Source organism: Trebonia kvetii, from assembly GCF_007827045.1.
Lineage (GTDB): Bacteria > Actinomycetota > Actinomycetes > Streptosporangiales > Streptosporangiaceae > Trebonia > Trebonia kvetii.
On record NZ_RPFW01000004.1, the window covers coordinates 267864 to 287493 of the forward strand.

General features: G+C 68.4%; 17 protein-coding genes. 8 read left to right on the forward strand and 9 right to left on the reverse strand.

What is annotated here, in order from left to right; translation table 11 throughout:
* Nucleotides 1-52: 52 nt before the first annotated feature.
* From EAS64_RS21215 to EAS64_RS21245, 7 genes are all read right to left on the reverse strand, one after another.
* Nucleotides 53-787, reverse strand: a complete 735-nt coding sequence (locus EAS64_RS21215; protein ID WP_187366080.1) for a type 1 glutamine amidotransferase — start codon at nt 785-787, stop codon at nt 53-55.
* Between the two features lie 117 nt (nt 788-904).
* Complete coding sequence (locus tag EAS64_RS21220) at nt 905-1879, reverse strand: sigma-70 family RNA polymerase sigma factor (RefSeq protein ID WP_145855316.1); 975 nt, start codon at nt 1877-1879, stop codon at nt 905-907.
* A gap of 106 nt (nt 1880-1985) precedes the next feature.
* Nucleotides 1986-2651 carry a DUF1345 domain-containing protein gene (locus EAS64_RS21225; RefSeq protein ID WP_145855318.1) on the reverse strand — a complete coding sequence of 222 codons (666 nt, stop codon included), beginning with the start codon at nt 2649-2651 and terminating at the stop codon, nt 1986-1988.
* An 18-nt stretch (nt 2652-2669) separates the two neighbouring features.
* On the reverse strand, nt 2670-3677 hold the full coding sequence (locus EAS64_RS21230; protein ID WP_145855320.1) for a LacI family DNA-binding transcriptional regulator: 1008 nt from the start codon (nt 3675-3677) through the stop codon (nt 2670-2672).
* A gap of 23 nt (nt 3678-3700) precedes the next feature.
* Nucleotides 3701-4615, reverse strand: coding sequence for a carbohydrate ABC transporter permease (locus EAS64_RS21235; RefSeq protein ID WP_145855322.1), 915 nt, complete (start codon nt 4613-4615; stop codon nt 3701-3703).
* A gap of 6 nt (nt 4616-4621) precedes the next feature.
* Nucleotides 4622-5503: a carbohydrate ABC transporter permease gene (locus tag EAS64_RS21240; protein ID WP_246115797.1), complete on the reverse strand. Its 882-nt coding sequence runs from the start codon at nt 5501-5503 to the stop codon at nt 4622-4624.
* A gap of 37 nt (nt 5504-5540) precedes the next feature.
* A complete protein-coding gene (locus EAS64_RS21245; RefSeq protein ID WP_145855326.1) occupies nt 5541-6914 on the reverse strand; it encodes an ABC transporter substrate-binding protein in 1374 nt (457 codons plus the stop codon).
* A 208-nt stretch (nt 6915-7122) separates the two neighbouring features.
* Between EAS64_RS21245 and EAS64_RS21250 the strand changes: the two genes are divergently transcribed.
* Entirely contained in the window at nt 7123-9324 is a 2202-nt protein-coding gene (locus EAS64_RS21250; protein ID WP_187366081.1) for a beta-galactosidase, read from the forward strand.
* 300 nt (nt 9325-9624) lie between these two features.
* Complete coding sequence (locus tag EAS64_RS21255) at nt 9625-11277, forward strand: glycoside hydrolase family 53 protein (protein WP_145855328.1); 1653 nt, start codon at nt 9625-9627, stop codon at nt 11275-11277.
* A gap of 417 nt (nt 11278-11694) precedes the next feature.
* Here EAS64_RS21255 and EAS64_RS21260 read toward each other — a convergent pair whose 3' ends face one another.
* Nucleotides 11695-12408 (reverse strand): alpha/beta fold hydrolase, encoded by a 714-nt coding sequence (locus EAS64_RS21260; RefSeq protein ID WP_145855330.1) that lies wholly within the window; start codon nt 12406-12408, stop codon nt 11695-11697.
* A gap of 193 nt (nt 12409-12601) precedes the next feature.
* Here EAS64_RS21260 and EAS64_RS21265 point away from each other — a divergent pair, with 193 nt between their 5' ends.
* Both EAS64_RS21265 and EAS64_RS21270 read left to right on the forward strand, forming a co-directional pair.
* Nucleotides 12602-13228, forward strand: coding sequence for a hypothetical protein (locus tag EAS64_RS21265; RefSeq protein ID WP_145855332.1), 627 nt, complete (start codon nt 12602-12604; stop codon nt 13226-13228).
* 170 nt (nt 13229-13398) lie between these two features.
* A complete protein-coding gene (locus tag EAS64_RS21270) occupies nt 13399-13980 on the forward strand; it encodes a hypothetical protein (RefSeq protein WP_145855334.1) in 582 nt (193 codons plus the stop codon).
* Nucleotides 13981-14074: 94 nt separating this feature from the next.
* On the opposite strand, the gene EAS64_RS21275 is transcribed toward EAS64_RS21270, so the two are convergent.
* The gene (locus EAS64_RS21275; protein ID WP_145855336.1) at nt 14075-14563 is read right to left on the reverse strand and encodes a glutathione peroxidase; all 489 of its coding nucleotides are present in this window, start codon (nt 14561-14563) and stop codon (nt 14075-14077) included.
* A gap of 129 nt (nt 14564-14692) precedes the next feature.
* Between EAS64_RS21275 and EAS64_RS21280 the strand changes: the two genes are divergently transcribed.
* From EAS64_RS21280 to EAS64_RS21295, 4 genes are all read left to right on the forward strand, one after another.
* Nucleotides 14693-16054: an aspartate aminotransferase family protein gene (locus tag EAS64_RS21280; protein ID WP_145855338.1), complete on the forward strand. Its 1362-nt coding sequence runs from the start codon at nt 14693-14695 to the stop codon at nt 16052-16054.
* Between the two features lie 176 nt (nt 16055-16230).
* Complete coding sequence (locus EAS64_RS21285) at nt 16231-17457, forward strand: extracellular solute-binding protein (RefSeq protein WP_145855339.1); 1227 nt, start codon at nt 16231-16233, stop codon at nt 17455-17457.
* A gap of 13 nt (nt 17458-17470) precedes the next feature.
* Nucleotides 17471-18358: an ABC transporter permease gene (locus tag EAS64_RS21290; protein WP_145855341.1), complete on the forward strand. Its 888-nt coding sequence runs from the start codon at nt 17471-17473 to the stop codon at nt 18356-18358.
* Entirely contained in the window at nt 18355-19320 is a 966-nt protein-coding gene (locus tag EAS64_RS21295) for an ABC transporter permease (RefSeq protein ID WP_145855343.1), read from the forward strand. The genes EAS64_RS21290 and EAS64_RS21295 overlap by 4 nt, the downstream gene beginning before the upstream one ends.
* Nucleotides 19321-19630: the final 310 nt, after the last annotated feature.

Below are 19630 nucleotides of genomic sequence, written 5' to 3' on the forward strand. Positions count from 1 at the left end.
ATGGCTGCCCGCACGGTGTGAGAACGGTCTCAGCCCGCCACCGCGGACTCCGTCAGCTGCCCGCCACGGCGGGGAGCGGCTGCGCCGGGCGCCGCGCCACGTCGAGCACGAACCGGCGGACGAGGCCGTGCGCGCGGGCCGCCGCGCCGTCGGCCAGCGTCTGCGCCTGCTCGATCATGGGGCCGGGGTCGATGCCCACCTCCGCGAGCCGCTCGGAGTCGCCGGTGTCCAGCCAGGACTCGAGCACGGCGTCCGTCACCTCGGGATGGAACTGCACACCGAGCGCGCGGCCGTAGACGAACGCCTGGTTGGCGACGGCCGTCCTGGCGATCACCGGTATCTCGGCGGGCAGCGTGAACCGGTCGTTGTGCCACTGCAGCCACGGGCCGGCGTCGATGAGGGCGGGCTCGTCTGAGGCCACGGAGACCCAGCCGACCTCGGGGATCGGCGCCTTGGCGACCGTTCCGCCCACCGCGGCGGCGAGCATCTGCCCGCCGAAGCAGATGCCGAGCGTCGGCACCCCAAGCGAGATCAGCGACCGCGCGTAGCCGATCTGGTCGGAGATCCACGGGATCGTCGCCGTGTCGTACACCGACCACACCGCGCCGAAGAAGGTCACCGCGTCGTACTCGGCAGGGGAGGGGAACGTCACGGGGACGTCGGGCGAGTGGTAGCGCTCCTTCGGCACCACCAGCATCTCCGAAACGTCCCAGCCGGCTGTGGTGAACGCATCGCCGACCAGCCCACCGGGCGACGTGTGATCCTGCATAACAAAGAGAACCCGCACAAACCCAGCATAACGGGCACACTCTGCCACTCTAATCCCGGCGTTCGCCGCGGGTCGGTCCATCCGGCGCCGGGACGCCCAGCGCCGGAGCGCTCGTCGCTCGGCCGGCGGCGAGCGTCAGCGATCGTCGAAGACTCTGTCCCGCAGACCGAACAGCGGAAAAAGCCGTTCGGTGTCGAGGAAGTACGTCATCCGGCTGATCTGGCCGCCGACTACCTCGTGTACCTGCAGCGCCCACGGCGCGTAGCCGCCATGCTCGGGATCTGGCTTGTACTGCCCCCAGCCGACGACGCCGTTGGCCCGCACGGGCACGAGAATGGATCCAGCGCACTGGCTCGGTCCCGGCTGCACCATCCAGGTTGTGATGGCGTCCGCACCCTGAATCCACATCTCGAAAGGGGGCATGGTCTGCAACGCGTCCTCGCGCAGCAGCGCGAGGAGCGCCTTCATGTCGTACCGCTGGAACGCGTCCACGTACTTGCTGAGCAGCTCAGCGTTCTCCGGCTCGACCTCGGCGGGCCGCTGGTGCTCAGGCAGTTCCGCCAGGGACGCACGGGCCCGCTGCAGCGCGCTGTTGACCGAGGCAACCGAGGAGTCGAGAACGCCGGCCGCCTCGGCCGCCGGCAGCCGCAGCACCTCGCACAGGATCAGCGCCGCACGCTGCCGCGGCGGCAGGTGCTGCAGCGCGGTCACGAACGCGAGCCGCACCGAGTCCCGGACCGCCGCGATCTCGGCCGGGTCTCCCTGCTCGGGCACCACCCGCGCGTCAGGGATCGGCGTCACCCAGAGGTCCTCGGCCGGGGCAGGCCGCATGTACGACTCCACCGGCGGCGAGGCGGGCCCGAGGTCCATCGGCAGCGCCCGCCGCTTCTCGCCGCGCATCGCGTCAAGGCAGACGTTGGTCGCGATCCGGTACAGCCAGGAGCGCAGCGAGGCGCGCCCCTCGAAGCCGTCGGCACCCTTCCACGCCCGCAGCATGGTCTCCTGCACGGCGTCGTCCGCCTCAAAGGCCGAACCGAGCATCCGGTAGCAGTACCCGGTCAGCTCACGCCGGTAGAACTCAAGGTCGTCAGTGGTTGCTGTCGCCGTCACAGTTCCACACTGTAGGCGGTGGGTCTGACATTTTGCGGCCCGAACGGGAGCGGCTGACTCCGGCCGCGCATCATTTCTCCTTCGGCCGGACCCTCGATCCGGTCTATTACTTGGCGAGCCCGGCTACCAGGTTGATGGTGGTCGCGATGATCACCGCGACCAGCGGGAACGACAGCGAGGCGTGCCGCAGCACGGCCCGCCGGACCTGCTTGGACTGAATGTCGGTATCGGAGACCTGGAAGGTCATCCCGATGGTAACGGCCAGGTAGGCGAAGTCGTGGTAGTCGGGCGCCTCTGGGTCCTTGAAGTCGATTCCGCCTGGTGTGTCCGAGTAGTAGAGCCGCGCGTATTTCAGGGTGAACACCGTCTGCAGCAGAGTCCAGGACAGGAATACGGAGACGACGGCGAGAGCGGCCTGCCCGTACCTCGCGTTTCCGCTGGCCGACCCGAACAGGGCCATCCCCACGGCGATCAGGCTGGCGATCGCCGCGCACAGCATCAACAGGTCAGCCAGGTCACGGTTGGGATCCTCCCGTGTGGCATGGGCTTGCGTCGACGCCGGGTCGAACGGCCACACGGTGAACCACACCCAGCCGCCGTAGACGAACGCGAGGATGTCCCACCCGATGAGCGCCGCATTGCGGAGCGGGCCTGCCAGAGCGGCGATCGCACCGCCGACGATGGCCGCACCGAGCGACACGAGCAGCTTCGTCTGGGCCGACGCGACCGCGCGGGAGGCGGCGGGATGCTGGCCCGTGGATTCAGGGTCCATGCCCCAATGATGGCAGTCTCACGCGCTTCCGCGGCGCACCAACTCCGTCGGCAGGACCACCGCGGACGGCTCGTCGCCGGAGATCGCCCCGAGCAGCAGCCGGACCATCTCGCTGCTGATCCGGTGATATGGCTGCCTGATCGTGGTCAGCGCGGGCCGGGCGGCGACCGCGGCCGACGAGTCGTCGAACCCGCCGATGGCAACGTCCTCCGGCACCCGGCGGCCGGCCCGGCGCAGCGCGTTCAGCGCCCCGACCGCCATCACGTCCGATGCGGCGAACACGGCGTCCAGGTCAGGGTGCCGCTCTAGCAGCTTTGTCATCGCCCGCTCGCCAGAGTCCTGGGAGTAGTCGCCCTCTTCGACAAGGGACTCGTCGAACGAGCCGCCGATCACGTCCCGGTACCCCTCAAGCCGGCCGCGCCCGCCCGACGTGTCCAGCGGCCCAGTGATGGTGGCGATCCGGGTCCGCCCGAGCTGGCGCAGGTACTCCACCATGGTGCGCGCGCCGCCGCGCTCGTCGGCCGCCACGTAGGAGACCTTCGACTCGAAGCCGAGCGGCGCGCCGACGGCGACGCAGGGCACGCTCGCCGAGCCGAGCAGGCCGAGCAGCGGGTCGCCGGCGTGCGCCGACACCAGCAGAGCGCCGTCCACGTGGCCGGCCGCGAGGAAGCGAGCGATCCTGGTGCGCTCCGAGTGGGACGCGGCGATGCAGACGAAGAGCCCGATGTCGTGCTCCGCGAGCGCCTGCGTGCAGCCGCGAAGCAGGACGGCGAAGTTCGGGTCGGTGAACAACCGCTCGGTCGGCTCGGACAAGATGAACGCGACCGACTCCGAGCGCTGGGTCACCAGCGACCTGGCGTGCTGGTTGACCACGTAGCCGGTCTTCTTGATCGCCCGGTTCACCGTGTCCAGGGTGACCGGCGACACGTAGTGACCGCCGTTGAGCACCCTGGATACGGTGCCGCGGGACACGCCCGCCTCCGTCGCGACGTCCTCGATCGTCGGCCGCCGCCGCCCGCCATTCATACCTAATATTTACCGCGACCTGGTCACTGCTTGACCGCGCCGGAGGCGATGTCGGTGCGCCAGTACCGCTGCATCGCGAGGAACAAGATCATCAGCGGGATGATCGACAGCAGCGACCCGGTCACGACAAGGCTGTACAGCGCGGGTGCGGACGAGCCGCGGTTGAGCAGCGTGTACAGGCCGACGGTGAGAGGGAACTTGTTCTCGTCGCTGAGCATGATGAACGGCAGCAGGAAGTTGTTCCACACCGCGACGAACTGGAACAGGAAGATCGTCACGAGGCCGGGCACCATCATCGGCACCGCGATCCGCGCGAACAGCCTGCCCTCGGGGCAGCCGTCCACCCGGGCCGACTCGATCACCTCGTCGGGTACGGCGGCGTTGGAGTAGATCCGCGCCAGGTAGATGCCGTAAGGCGACAGGATCGACGGCAGCAGCACCGACCAGTAGGTGTTGGTCAGGCTGAACTTGGCCAGCAGCAGGTACTGGGGCAGCGCGAGCACCACCGGCGGCACGAGCACGCCGGCGAGCAGCAGGTTGTAAAGCAGCGTCCGGCCGCGGAACTCGAACTTGGCCAGCGCGTAGCCGGTCAGCGCGGAGACCGCCGTGGACAGCAGCGCGCCGCCGCCCGCGTACAGCGCGGTGTTGAGCATCCAGTGCCAGAAGACACCGTCCGCGTAGGACGACAGGTCGTGGATGTTCGAGAACAGGGAGCCGTTGGGCTCCAGGGTGAACGTGTTGAACAGCTGCGCGTCGTTCTTGGTCGAGGCGATGAGCACCCAGACCACCGGCAGCAGGCAGTACACCGCCCCGAGCAGCAAGATCGCGGTCGGCAGCACGGCCGTGCGCCGCTCGGCGCCTGCCCGGCCGTGCCGGCCCGCCCACGCCGCGGCGGATGGCGCCTCGGTGAGCGCGCCTTCGGTTCTCGTCAAAGCCATCGCGGCTCACCGTCCCTGGAAGACACGCTTGTTGCTGACCCGCAGCAGGAAGAAGGAGCCGACGAACATGACGGCCGCGATGATCACCGACAGCGCGGCGGCCTCGTAGCTGTTGTTGTCGTTGAACGCTAGGTCGTAGACCCGCATCAGCGGCATCCACTGCGGCGAGATCGTGTTGGTCAGCGGCGCCAGGGTCTCCGGCTCGCTGAACACCTGAAGGGTCGCGATGATTGAGAACACCCCGGTGAGCACCAGGGCGGGTGCGATCATCGGGATCTTGATCCGCAGCGCCACCGCCCGCTGCGACGCCCCGTCGATCCGTGCCGCCTCGTACAGCTCAGACGGCACCGCGCGCAGCGCGGTGTACATGACGATCATGTTGAAGCCCGTGCCGCCCCAGACCCCGACATTGGCCACGGAAAGCAGCGCCACGTGCGTGGTGAACAGGTCGGGCATGGACAGCCCGAACTTGCTCAAGATGGCCGGGAACGGCGACACGGTGGGCAGGTAGAGGAATCCCCACAGCAGCGAGGAGATCACAATCGGCACCGCGTAGGGCAGGAAGATCGCCAGCCGGCTGAACTGCTGGAACCGCACCCGCCTGGCGTCGAGCAGCAGCGCGAAGAGCAGGGCGAGACCGAGCATCACCGGGACCAGGATCAGGCTGTAGACGACAACGCGCAGCAGCGAGGACAGGAACGCCGCATCGGTGAGGGCGCTCGCGTAGTTGCTGAGCCCGGCGAAGACCTGCTTCCGTGCGCCCGTGCCCAGCCCGAGGCCGCTGACCTGGGTTTTCTCCACCGACAAGTACAGGGTGTAACCGATCGGGATGAGCAGCACCAGCGCGTAGAGCACCACCGCGGGGGTGACGAAGGCGTACGGCGCCACGCGGGGCGCCGTACGCTTCTTCGGTGTCTGGCTCACGTCAGCCGGCCGCGACCGTGAAGCCGCTCTTCTTCATGTCGCTCAGCACGGCAGACTGCACGGCGGACAGCGGGGTGAGGAACGAACCCTTGCTGGTTACCGCGCCGCCAAAGGCGGTGGAGAACTCGCTGTACGCGACGTTCACATCCGGTCCCCAGGTGACGTTCGCCGCCTCGGACGCGTATTGCTTGCCGAGGGTCCAGAAGTTGGACTGGTTCGAGAAGTACGCCGGCGGAGTGGAGAGCGCGGCCTCCGCGTCGCTGTCGGCCGGGTAGATGCCGCCATCGGACACCAGCGCGGCGGTGGCCGTCGGGTCGGTATTCAGCCAGGCGGCGAACTGCGCCGCGGCCTGCTGGTTCTTCGACGCGGCCATGACCGCGGTAGAGGAACCGCCCCAGTTGCCGACGACGTGCGCGCCCGCGGTCCACTGCGGCAGCTCGGCGATCTTCCACTTGCCCGCGCCGGACGGCGCCGCCGACGGGAAGTCACCGGGTGCCCAGATGTCGGAGACCCAGGCGATGTACTTGCCGTTGTTCATGCCCTTGTTCCATGCGGCGGTCCACTGCGGCTGGTTGTCGACGCCGCCGCCGGCCACCAGGGACTGCCAGTAGGAAGCGACCCTCTGGCTCGCGGACCCGTCGATGCCGACCGTCCAGGTGCTGCCGGAGGCTGACCACCACTGGGCGCCTGCCTGCTGCGTCAGGCCGGCGAACTCGCCGGGGTCGACCGCGGAGAACGTGCCAAGGAAGACGCCGGGCGCCTCCGAGTGCAGCTTGGTCGCGTCCGCGGCGAACTGCGCCCAGGTCGTCGGCACGGTCAGGTGGTACTTCGTGAACAGGTCGGCACGGTAGTACAGCGCCATCGGCGCGGCGTCCTGCGGAATCGCGTACAGGGCGTTGCTGCCCAGCGTCACCTGGTTCCAGTTGCCGGCGGGGAAGTCGCTCTTCAGGCTGCCGTCGTACTTCGAGATGTCGGCCAGGTAGTTGTTGGACACCAGCGTCGGCAGCACCTGGTACTCGACCTGCGCGAGGTCCGGCGGGTTGCCGGCCTTCGCGGCGGTGAGCAGCTTGGTGAGCTCGGCGTCGCCGCCCGCCTGCACCTGCACCTGCACCTGGATGTCCGGGTGCGCCTTGTTCCAGATCGCGATGACCTTGTCCATGTTGGGTACCCAGGTCCAGAAGGACAGGGTGACCTTCTGCCCCGACGCGGCCGGCGAGGACGCGGCCGCGGACGAGGAGGCGGGCGCGGCCGAGGACGTCGTGCCCGTGGCGGGCGGCGACGAGGTCGAGCTGCTTGACGAGCAGCCCGCGGCGACAAGGACGGCGATGGCCGCGCCGGCGGCCGCCGTCACCCGCCGGGTGTTGATGAGCTTCATGGTCCCTCCGCAGTGAAGGATCGTACGAGATTATCCGCTTAGTGCCGAGTTGTCCGCGATGTCGCGAACGCCACAGCCCGATGTCTGTGAACGCTCCCAGAGTTAACCCGTTGTGAATACTTGTCAAGAGTCGGCTTCCACTGCTTTCATTCTGTTATTCGCCTGTGAGCGGTCCCAGATCTTGACACACGGAACGACGGAGTTTCCCATGCATTCACGCTGGCCACGGATCGACGGACTCGCCTACGGCGGGGACTACAACCCTGACCAGTGGCCTGCGGAGGTGTGGGAGCAGGACGTCGTGCTGATGCGCGAGGCCGGGGTGACGCTCGTCTCGGTGGCGATCTTCTCCTGGGGCATGCTCGAGCCACGGCCAGGTGAATACGACTTCGGCTGGCTTGACCAGGTGCTCGGCCTGCTGCACGACGCGGGCATCGCGGTGGACCTTGGCACCCCGTCGGCCGCGCCGCCGCCCTGGTTCCTGCGGCGGCATCCCGAGGCGCACCCGGTCACCAGGGACGGGCAGGTGCTCGGCGGCGGGTCGCGCCAGGCCTACTGCCCGTCGAGCCCCGCGTACGCGAGCGCCTGCGCCGGGATCACCCGCAAGCTGGCGGAGCGCTACGGATCGCATCCGGCGGTTGTGCTCTGGCACGTCAACAACGAGTACGGCGCGCCGATGGGGGAGTGCTACTGCGAGACATCCGTGGCAGCGTTCCGTGACTGGCTGCGCGACCGCTACGGCGACCTGGACACACTCAACGACCGGTGGGGCGCCGCCTTCTGGTCGCAGCGCTACGGCGAATGGGACGAGATCGACGCGCCGCGAACCTCCACCACCGTGGTGAACCCCGCGCAACGGCTCGACTTCGCCAGGTTCAGCTCAGACGCGCTGCTCGCCTGCTTCCGCCGCGAGCGGGACATCCTGCACGAGCTGTCACCCGGCGTGCCCGTCACCACGAACTTCATGGCGAACAACTGCAAGAGCGTGGACTACTGGCGGTGGGCGCCCGAGGTCGACGTGATCTCCAACGACAATTACCTGATCGCCGAACGGACCGACAATCAGCTGGATCTCGCCATGTCGGCGGACATGACACGGTCCCTGGCAGGAGGCGGGTCGTGGGTGCTGATGGAGCACTCGACGAGCGCCGTGTCCTGGCAGCCGAGGAACATCGCCAAGCGCCCGGGCGAGATGCGCCGCAACTCCCTGGCCCATGTGGCCCGCGGCGCCGACGGCGTGCTGTTCTTCCAGTGGCGGGCCAGCAGGTACGGCGCGGAGAAGCATCACTCGGCGATGCTGCCACAGGCCGGCACGGACAGCCGGATCTGGCGGGAGGTCGTCGAGCTGGGGGGCGAGCTGCGCGACCTGGCCGGCCTGCGCGGTACCACGGTCGAGCCCGACCTCGCGCTGCTGTGGGACTGGGAATCCTGGTGGGCGCTCGAGTTCGAGTGGCGGCCGAGCACCGACCTCGGCCATCTCGAGCGTATGCGCGCCTGGTACGAGGCGTGCTTTCGGGCCGGCCTCACCGTGGACTTCGCTCACCCGGAGGCCGACCTCAGCCGGTACCCGCTCGTGGTGGCGCCCGCGCTTTACCTGGCCACCGAACGGGGCGCGGCCAACCTGCGCCGTTACGTCGAGGCAGGCGGCACCCTCGTCGTCTGCTGCTTCTCCGGCATCGTCGACGAGCACGACCGGGTGCACCCCGGCCCCTACCCGGGGGTGCTGCGCGACATACTCGGCCTGCACGTGGAGGAATGGCTGCCGCTGCGCGCCGGCGAGAGTGTCACTCTCACCGGGGAGCCGGGCGGCGCCGCCGGCCTGGCGGGCACCAGCCAGGTACTCGGCGCCGCCGACGCCTGGACCGAGGCGGTGATCCTCGGCGACGCCAAGCCGGTCGCCTGGTATGCCGACGGCCCGGCCGCCGGAGGTCCGGCCGTCACCAGGCACGAGCTCGGCGCCGGCCGCGCTTGGTATGTCTCCGCGCGCACCGACGCGCCGACCACGGCAGCACTGCTCGCCGTGGCCTGCGAGTCGGCCGGCCTCACCACGCCCGTCGTCCCCATCGCCCCCGCTCCCGCCTCCGGCCTCTCCGCCTCCGGTCTCTCCGACTCGGGTCTCTCCGACTCGGGTCTCTCCGACTCGGGTCTCTCCGACTCGGGTCTCTCGGCCTCCGCGGGCCTCTCCGTCCCCGCCGGCTCCACTGCCCCCGTTGGCCCCGCCGACGGGACCCCCTGGCCCCGCGACTTGGAGGTCGTCCGCAGGTCGCGGCCCGGCCGCCGGTACACCTTCCTCATCAACCACGGCCCCGACACGACATCGGTGCTCGTCGGCGACCGCGCCATCTCGGTACCCGGCGGCGACGTCCGGGTCATCACCGACCTGCCCGCCTCACCCGACCCGCTCGACTAGACCGTCCACTCCACCCCGCGGCACCGCTCTCCCTTCGCCGAACAAACCGCCACTCCGCTTTCCACCACCCGCTTTCCCGCCACTCCGACACCGCGCCACCCGCAGCGCACCGCTCCGACACCGCAGCACCCCGTCAACCCCGCCTCCGCAGGTACCTCCTCTCACCCGCCCACCCGTTGCATTTCGCACCGCCCGCGCTTCGCACGCACCGGCCGCCCCGCCAGGCGGCCGCCCCGCCCGCGTGGCTCCCGGCCGCGCCCGCGCACGCAACACACCCCTGGTGATCAAAGGAGAAGCACCATGAAACCGCGCACCCCGCTCCCCGGCCCCGCGGACGGCGGGAGCTCACCGCGCCGAGCAAGACAGGCCCTCGTCGCGGCAGCCGCCGCGACGGCACTGCTCATCACGCCCGCCGTCACGGCGTCGGCCACCGCCGCCGCGACGAGCCAGGCCGGCGGCGGCGCCGTCACGGTCGTCAACCCCGGCTTCGACGCCGATGGCACCGGCACCGCGACGCCGGCCGGCTGGAGCACCTACTCGCCCGACGGCACCGCGAGTGCCTCCTATACCGAGTGGACGGCGGAGGGCTACAACGGCGATTCCTACCAGCTCACCCACTGGTCCACGGCCGCCTACCACGTCGACACGTATCAGAAGCTGACCGGGATACCGAACGGGTTCTACACGCTCGGCGTGTGGACCAGGTCGAGCGGCGGCCACAAATCCGACTACATCGCGCTCACCGGCTGCGGCGGCGACAACACTCCCACCGCGGTTCCCGCCGACTCCGACGGCAACTGGGTGCAGATCGTCACCTCGGTCCACGTCACCGCGCGGCGGTGCACGATCAACCTGGTCACCGCCGGCAACGCGGGCGACTGGACCAACTTCACCGGGGTCACCTTTACCTCGGGCACCGCGTCGCTGCCCATCCGCGGTGGCGATGTCTCCACCCTGTACCGCGGCGAGCAGGACGGCGGCGTCTACTACACCGCGTCCGGCCGGCCGGAGAACGCGCTCGCCCAGCTCGCGGACGCGGGGATGAACTGGGTCAGGCTCCGGGTGTGGGTGAACCCGGCTGACGGCATGAACGATGAGGTGCAGCTGCTCGCGAGCGCGCGCGAGGCCAAGCGCCATCACCAGCACCTGCTGCTCGACTTCCACTACAGCGACACCTGGGCCGACCCAGGGCACCAGAGCCCGCCCGCCGCCTGGGCGAGTGACACCTTCCCGCAGCTCGAAGCGGACATGTACGCCTACTCCAAGCAGGTCGTCGCCGCCCTCGTCGCGCAGGGCACCCCGCCGCAGATGGTGCAGGTGGGCAACGAGATCAACAACGGCCTGCTCTGGCCGAGCGGCTCCACGTCGGACTTCGCGCAGCTCGCCGGGCTGCTCAAGGCGGGCATCGCGGGCGTGCACGCCGCCTTCCCGCCCGCCAAGATCGTGCTGCACCTGGCCGCCGCGTGGGATGAGTCCGGTCTCGCCTGGTGGTACTCGCAGGCCGAGTCCTACGGCGTGCCGTTCGACATCATCGGGCTGTCCTACTACGACTACTGGCACGGCAGGCTCGACGTACTGCAGGGCGACCTGGACGGGCTCACCGCCCAGTTCGGCAAGCCGGCCATGGTCGTAGAGACCGCCTACCCGTTCACTCTGGCAAGCAACGACCCAACCGCGTCGCTGTCGTTCTCCGACCCCGCCTCGCTCGATCCCGGCTACCCGGCCACCCCGGCGGGGCAGGCGGCCAACTTCCGCGACGTCCTGTCGGTCGTCCAGGCGGTGCCGAACGGGATGGGCCTCGGCGCCTTTTACTGGGAGCCGACCTGGACGGTGGTCAAGGGCAACGGCTGGGACCCGACCGACCCATCGTCGGGCGATGGCTGGGAGAACCAGGCCATGTGGGATTACACAGACACGGCCCTGCCCGTGATCTCGGACTTCGCCGCCCGCTGACCCCTTGGCCACGGACCACCTGGCCACTCAACCCCGCCAACCATCCAGCCAGCTGGCCGGCTCACCCCGCCTGCTAGCCGCCGACCGGAAACGGCGCGGCCCCGTCCCCCCACGGCCGCGCCGTTTCCGGCGCATCGCATCCAGGACACACCGAATCCAGGACACACCGAATCCAGGCACCCAGCGCCGATCGTTCTGGCCTTGCGGCACACAGAGCTAGCCCTATTGGTCCTGTGGCACACAGAGCCAAAACCGTTTTGCCCCTAAACGCCACAATGCCGGGCCACCGCCTGATAACAGCAAGAACTCTGGGAAGGCGCCGCGTTTGCGGTTGAAGCGCCGCGCTGCGGTTGAAGCGCCGCGCTGCGGGGCGGGTGTCGTGCCCGCAGGTGAGCGGCCGCCGGGCGAAGCGCCGCGCTAGACCAGTTCGAGCAGCAGTTCTGTCAGCTCCGCCGGGCGGTTGATCGGGATGAGGTGGTCGGTGTCGATCTCCCGGTACCGCCAGGCAGGATCGGCCTTGACGGCCGCCGCGGCCCGCCAGAACGCGCTCGGCCCGCCGTTGTCCGGCCGTGGCGCCTCCTGCAGCGCCTTGATGTAGGTCCGGCTGAACGGGTACTCCTCGAGCGGCTTGCGCAGCCGGACCGGCTCGAGGAAGCAGCCCACCGGGTGCGGGCTGCGCCGTGAGCCGAACCAGTCCGCCGCGGCCGCGTCCTCCATGGGCCGCGACAGCGGCGGCACCAGCCAGTCACGGCCGGGACCGATCGCCGCAGCACGGTAGGGCGCACCGGACAGGTCGGCGAGCGACTCACCGTCGGCGGGCTTGAACGCGTCCAGGTAGACGAGGTGGGCCACCCGGTCAGCGACGTGCTCGAGCGCCCCGGTGACCACCATGCCTCCATAGGAGTAACCGAGCAGGACGATGTCCGTCAGGTCCTCGTACAGGATGGTGTTCACCACGTCGGTGACGTGCGTCGTGAGGTTCACCTGCGGCGACGAAAGGTGCACCCGCTCGCCGATCCCGGTGAGCGACGGGGTGAACACCTCGTGCCCGGCCTCCCGTAGCGGCCCGCGCAGGTACCTGAACCCGTATGACCCGCCCCACGCCCCGTGGACCAGAACAAATGTCGTCATGGCGCGGACGCTAGACCCGCGCACCGCCGGCCGGCAATATGCGTCCCCCCAAATCCGCGTGCCGCGGTCGTATGGCTCGCTAACGAACCCTCGCCCGCGTGGTACCCCCACGCTCGCCGGCGTGCTAGTCCCCGAGTGGTTGTGGTGTCTTCAGTGATGTCCTGCCGCTTTGCGTGATCGAGGATTTACCCAGATGACAGAGACCCGGAAGGCCGACGGGGTTCCGGGACAGCACGAGGGAAGGCGCACGATGCGACAGGGAACCAGGGCAACAGTTTTCATCCGCCGCGCGGCAGCGGGACGCAGGCGGGCCGCCATGCTCGCGACGACGGGCCTCGCCGCCACCGCGGCGGTGACCGCGCTGGCGCTTCCGGCGGGCGCGTCGCCGGTGGCCGCGTCGGCTGTGGGCGGGACTCAGCACTTTCAGATGATGACCACCTCGCCGACGGCGACCAAGAGCTCGCTCATCGCCTACGGCGCGCTCACCGCACCGGGTACCGACCGGCAGAACGCGAACGGCACCGACACCTTCATCTTCTCCGGCGGCACCATCGGGCTGAAGCACACCCCGGCCAAGGGCCAGAGCAAGCAGTCGTTCAACAGCAAGACGTGCCTGCTCCAGATCACCGGGAAGGGCACCTACAAGCTCACCGGCGGAACGGGCAAGTACAAGGGCGTCAGCGGCGGCGGGACCTACGCGCTGAGCATCATCGGCATCGGCGCCAAGCTCAAGAGCGGCGCCTGCAACCCGTCACAGAACGCGGTGCCCGTCGCCTGGCACCAGGAGATCAACGCGGTCGGCAAGATCAAGCTCCCGTAACCGCGGTCGACTGGTCGACACCGCAATGACGGCTCCGGGGCAAATCTGGTGGTACCCACCGTGATGCCCCGGCACCGCCGCCGGGCCCATGCTTTCCGTGATGTCACGCACCCGGGGCGCCGGAGGGGAGTCCCGGGCGCGACACGCTACGAGAGGGGAAGGGGCACGAGATGGAAACGGGGAACAGGGGAACGGGCCTGCGCCGCCTCGCGGGAACGGGGCGGACACGGACGGCCGTGCTCGCCGCGGCCGGCACCGCCGCGGCTGCGGCGGTCGTCGGGCTGGCGGTCCCGGCCGGCGCGGCACAAGTGACGGCCAGGCCCGCCGCGGTCAGCGGCACTCAGCACTTCCAGATGATGAACACCAGCACCAGCCAGACCACGATCAATAACCCGCTTCTCGCCTGGGGCGTCATCACCTCCGCGGGCGTGGACCACCAGAACGCGAACGGCACCGACACGTTCCACCTCTCCGGCGGCACCTTCCTGGTGAAGCACACGACGAAGAAGGGGACGCAGGACCAGTCGTTCAACCCGAAGACCTGCCTGTTCATGTACTCGGAAAAGGGCACGTTCAAGCTCGGCAGCGGATCCGGCAAGTACAAGGGCATCAGCGGCAGCGGCACCTATGCGCTGTCCGTCATCGGCATCGGTCCCAAGCTCAAGAACGGGACGTGCAACCCGTCCCAGACCGCTCGGGCGCTCGGTCAGCAGCAGGAGATTCAGGCTGTCGGCAAGATCAAGCTGCCCTAGCAAGCGCCAGCCGAGTAACGCAACAAGTCGGCCCCGACGTCAAAGACGCCGGGGCCGGCTCATCGCTGTCTAAAGCTGTCTAAAGACGGATGCCTCAGCCAGGCAGGTGAGACTCGATGGCGGTGAGGACCTCAGGGTCGTCAGGCACGGTCCGCGGCCTGAAGCGCGCCACGACCGAGCCGTCCGGCCCGATCAGGAACTTCTCGAAGTTCCACTGGATGTCACCGGCCTCACCGGACGCGTCGGGCACCGCGGTAAGCGAGTCGTAGACGGGGTGCCGTCCAGGCCCGTTGACCTCGATCTTCTCGAACATCGGGAACGTCACGCCGTACGTGGTCGAGCAGAACTGCTCGATCTCGTCCGCCGTTCCGGGCTCCTGCCCGCCGAACTGGTTGCACGGGAATCCGACGACGGAGAAGCCGCGCGGCGCCAGCCGCTCGTGCAGTTCCTCGAGCGCGGTGTACTGCGGGGTCAGCCCGCACTTGGAGGCGACGTTCACCACGAGCAGGGTCTTGCCCGCGAGCGCGCCAAGCGAAGAATCTTCCCCGGCCAGGGTCTTCACCGGGATGTCGTAGATGCTCACGCGCGTAACGCTACCTCTCCCGCACAGTCGCGGCCGCCACGAGGCTTGCCCGGATCAGCAGACGCGCCTAGACTGAACGTTCAGTCAAGCCTATGACTGAATGTTCAGTCAGCATGCAGAGGAGCAACAGTGCTCACCGAAGCAGACACCAGGCTCGCCGCCATCATCACCGAGCAGGAGGAAATCTTCACCAGGCGCCAGCCGCGCTCGGCCGAATTGGCCGCGGCGGCGACCGAAGTCCTCGCCGGCGGCGTCACCTCGAACTGGCAGATCACCCAGCCGCAGCCGGTCTGGCTCAGCCACGGCAAGGGCGGCAAGGTCTACGACGTCGACGGCAACGAGTACGTGGATCTGCACGGCGGCTACGGCGCTGCCCTGGCAGGCCACGCTCATCCGGCCGTCGTCAGGGCGGTCAAGGCCCAGGTGGACAACGGCACCCACTTCGCGCAGCCCACGCGCAACGCCATCGTCGTCGCACAGGAACTCGCCGGACGGTGGGGACTGCCGCGGTGGCGCTTCGCCAACTCCGGCACCGAGGCCACCATGGACGCCGTCCACCTGATGCGCTCCTACACCGGCCGCGACCTGATCATCAAGGTCGAGGGCGGCTATCACGGCCACCACGACTCGGTTCAGGTCTCTGTCATGCCGGACGAAGACGACGCGGGCCCGAAGGAAAACCCCAACAGCGTTCCGTCCTCGAGCGGCATACCGCGAGCCATCACCAGCCTCACGCTGATCGCCCAGTTCAACGACCTGGGCAGCGTCGCCAGGCTCCTCGAGGCGCACCCCGGCCAGGTCGCCGGCATGATCGTCGAGCCCATCATGATGAACGCCGGAATCATCGCACCGCTGCCCGGCTACCTGGCTGGCCTGCGGGAACTCCTGCACTCCCGCGGCGCGCTGCTCACGTTCGACGAGGTCAAGACCGGCCTCACCGTCGGCCCCGGCGGCGTGACCAGGCAGTCGGGTGTCACGCCTGACCTCGTCTGCCTGGCCAAGTCGCTCGGCGGGGGAGTGGCGATCGCCGCGATCGGCGGCACGGTCCCGCTGATGGACCACGTGGCGAGCGGCGGCTACGAGATGGTCGGCACGTTCAACGGCAACCCGCTCGCGATGGCCGCGGCGCGCGCGATGCTGACCGAGGTCGCCACCGAGGAGACCTACAGCCGCATCGAGGGCTTGCGTATCCGTGCCGCTGCGGGCATCAGCGCGGCGATCAGGGAGTACGCACTGAACGGTTGGGTGATGACCGCCGGCGCCAAGGGCTGCGTCGTCTTCGGCCCGCAGGCCATCAGGGACTACCGCGAGTTCCTCACCGTCGACGACTCGCTCAGCCACGCCCACTGGCTGTTCCAGCACAACGGCGGGGTGTTCCTGCCGCCCTGGGGCAAGATCGAGCAGTGGCTGATCTCCGTGCAACACGACGAAGCTGACATCGACCGCCTCATCGCCAACTTCCGCTCCTTCGCCGCCGCGATTAGCGCATAAGAAACGAACACAGGCGCAACAGATTCTTTACAGCCGAAAACCTTGCGGCGGTGCCGCACGGAGAGTTCAATTGACCGAACATTCAGTCAGTAGGACCGAGCCAGATCGAGGCAGCATTCCTTAGTGCAGGGAGTCGGCCGTTGGTACATCCGCGTGAAGGCTGGCAGGGTCATGGCATGCCGCGCCGCCGCTTCCTCCAGGGCGGGGCCGGCCTTTCCGCCCTCGCCGCGCTCGGCGGCGCCACCTCTGCAGCTGGCCTGCTGACCGGCTGCGCCTCCGACCTGACCGGATCGGGCACGCTGCCGCTGCCGCGGCGCGACAACCCGGTGAAATGGCCGGTCTTCGCGGGCAATACCGCGATCAAGCCCGGGCTCAAGCCCGAACAGGGCGCGACCCTCCAGGGGTACATCTGGGAGGCGTACATCAATCAGGACGTGGTGAACGCGTTCGCCAAGAAGTACAAGTGCAAGGTGCAGCTGACCACGTTCAACACGATGAACGAGGCGCTGTCCAAGCTGCGCAGCGGCCTGTCGTTCGACGTGCTCGTCGGCGCCACGCCGGACGTGCTCGGCCAGCTCGTCGAAGGCCAGCTGGCCCAGCCGCTCAACCACTCCTACATCCCGAACATCGCTCAGGCCTGGGCGGACTACACCAACCCGTTCTACGACCTGGGCTGGCAGTACACGGTCCCGTACACGGTTTACACGACAGGGATCACCTGGCGTAAGGACCTGGTGCATGAGAACCCCTACACGATGAAGAACCCGTGGGCCATGCCCTGGCAGGCCAAGTACCGGGGCCGGGTCGCCATCCTCGACGACTACCGCGAGGGCATCTGCCTCGGCCTGATGAAGAACGGCATCTTCGACCTGAACACCACCGACTTCAGGCAGATCGCCCTGGCCAGGCAGTCCCTGCTGGACCTCAGCTCGCTGGTCAACCTGCGGATTTCGCAGACCGACTACTCCGACGTCCCGGCGGGGCAGACCTGGATCAGCAGCGCCTGGTCGGGTGACATGGCGGCCGCACCGTCCTACATGCCCAAGGGCGTCAACGTCGACGTGATCGGCTACTGGTTCCCGAGAAACGGGCGCGGACCGATCAACAACGACACCAACGTGGTGCTGAAGACGGCCTCCAACCCGGTTCTCGCCCACCTGTTCCTCAACTACCTGCTCGACCTGCCCAACGTGCTCGAGAACATCTCATGGAACGGCTACATGCAGCCGCTAACCGGTGTGACCCCGCAGGTGCTCATCAAGGAGCAGATCCTGCCGCCCTCGCTGACCTCGACGGTGGTGGTGCCGTCGGACTTCAGGACCGGCCTGTTCGAATTGCAGCTCCCGGTTGACGCGGACGCATTGTGGCAGCAGGCCTGGCTCGTCGTAAGCAACGGGATCTAGGGAGAGAGGCGAGATGGGCAAAAGAAAGAACCTCTTCTGGGTCGCGCTTGCGGCCCCCGGCATCCTGTGGCTCGCGATCTTGTTCATCGTGCCGTTCTACGCGGTGCTGTCCATCGCGATGGGCAAGCTGAACCAGCTCATCGAGGCACCGGTCGCGGTGTGGAACCCGTTCGACTGGAGCTCCTCAGGCGTCATCAACGTCTGGCGGGACATCTTCGGCGGCAGCGCGTTCGCCGGCCCGATCATCGGCCGCACCGTGCTGTACACCGCCGTCGCCTCGCTGCTGTGCCTGCTGATCGGCTATCCGGCGGCCTACTTCGTCGCCCGGTTCGCCGGACGCCGCAAGGCGCTGTTCCTCGTGCTGCTCATCGCGCCGTTCTGGATCAGCTACATGATGCGGATGCTCGCCTGGATCGACCTGCTGTCCTTTAACGGCTACGTGAACAAGGCGCTCGGCTGGTTCAGTCTCTCCCCGCACTACTGGCTAGGCGGCCACGCGGTCACGGTGATATTCGGCCTGGTCTACGGCTACATCCCGTACCTGATCATGGTCCTGTACGCGGGCCTCGACCGGATCGACCCGGCGCTTCTTGAAGCCGGCCGCGACCTGGGCCTCGGCAGGGCGCGCACCTTCTGGCACGTGACCCTGCCGCTGAGCCGCCAGGCGATCCTGACCGGCCTGCTGATCACCGTGCTGCCGATGCTCGGCGACTATTACACGAACCAGATGCTGTCCGGCGCCGCGTCCACGTCGATGATAGGCAACCTGATCCAGGGCCAGCTCGGGACCCCGGGCCTGGAGGGCCAGGGCGCCGTCCTGTCGCTGATGCTCCTGCTCGTCTTGCTGATCCCGATGATCTACTACGTGATCGCGACCAACCGTGCGGAGGCGACGCGATGACCGCGACCAAGGCCCCAGGCGAGCCGCCCGCCGTTCCCGCGGCCCCAGCCGGCCGAGCGCCGAGTATCGCCGAACGCAGCAGAAGGCCCCCCTTCTGGCGCAACCCGTGGCGGCATCCCTGGTTCCTCGAGGGGTTCACCTGGCTGTACCTGATCTGGTCGCTGGTGCCGATCGTGATCGCGGTGCTGTTCTCGTTCAACAACGGCCGCTCGCAGTCGGTCTGGCAGGGCTTCTCCTGGCGCTGGTACTTCAGTGACCACACCAACTCGGTGCTGCACAACCCCCAGCTGCACGCGGCCGTCATCCAGACCGTGCGCCTCTCGGTTCTGGTCACGGTCATCGCCGTGCCGCTCGGCGTGCTGTTCGCGCTCGGTATCAACCGCTGGCGCGGCCCGGTTCCGTCCACGTTCAACTTCGTGATGATCCTGTCCTACGTGATCCCCGAGCTGATCTTCGGCGTGTCGATGTTCTTCGTCTTCACTACCCTGTTCAGCACGGTGCACCTGGGCACCCTGGCCGAAGTGCTCGGCCTGGTCACCTGGAACATCTCCTGGCCCGCGATCGTGGTCCAGGCCCGCCTCGTCACTATCGGCCGCCAGTACGAGGAGGCCGCCGCCGACCTCGGCGCGAACCAGTTCCAGGTGATGCGCCGCGTCATGGTCCCGCTGCTGGCCCCGGCCATCTTCGCCAGCGCCGTGCTCGTCTTCTCCGGCGTGATCGACGACTTCGTGATCGTTGACCTGCTGTCGTCGAGCGCGGGCAACACCCCGATGTCGGTGATCATCTACTCGACGCAGCATGGCGGTAACGGCGGCCCCGCGCTCAACGCCCTCGGCTCCATCATGCTGGCGATGTCGCTGATCATCGTGATCATCGGCTACGTCGGCTACCGCCTGCTCACCCGGGGCGAACGCGGCGGCGGCCTCGCCGCCCTCACCGCCATCAGCGGGGAGGGCACCTAGGCGCCCCCGCAGCGCGCCGCGCCGGCCCGGCATCTCCCGCACCGCCGCGCGCTTCAGCACCATGAACCCCGGCTCGCCCGCCGTGGCCGACCATGATCACGGAACTTTGGATCCTGACGGAAATAAACTCCCCGATCCGGGGAGAAAAGCTCCGTTGAAATAAATTCTTCCGTGATCATCCCGCCATCTAGTCACGCTGCCGGCACCTGAGAGGAAATGGCGGATATAAACGGCCTAAGCGCGAGGCGGGCAATCAGCACTCTCGCCATGCCCGCGAAATGGGAGCGCCGGCCTAATGCGCCACGAGGAC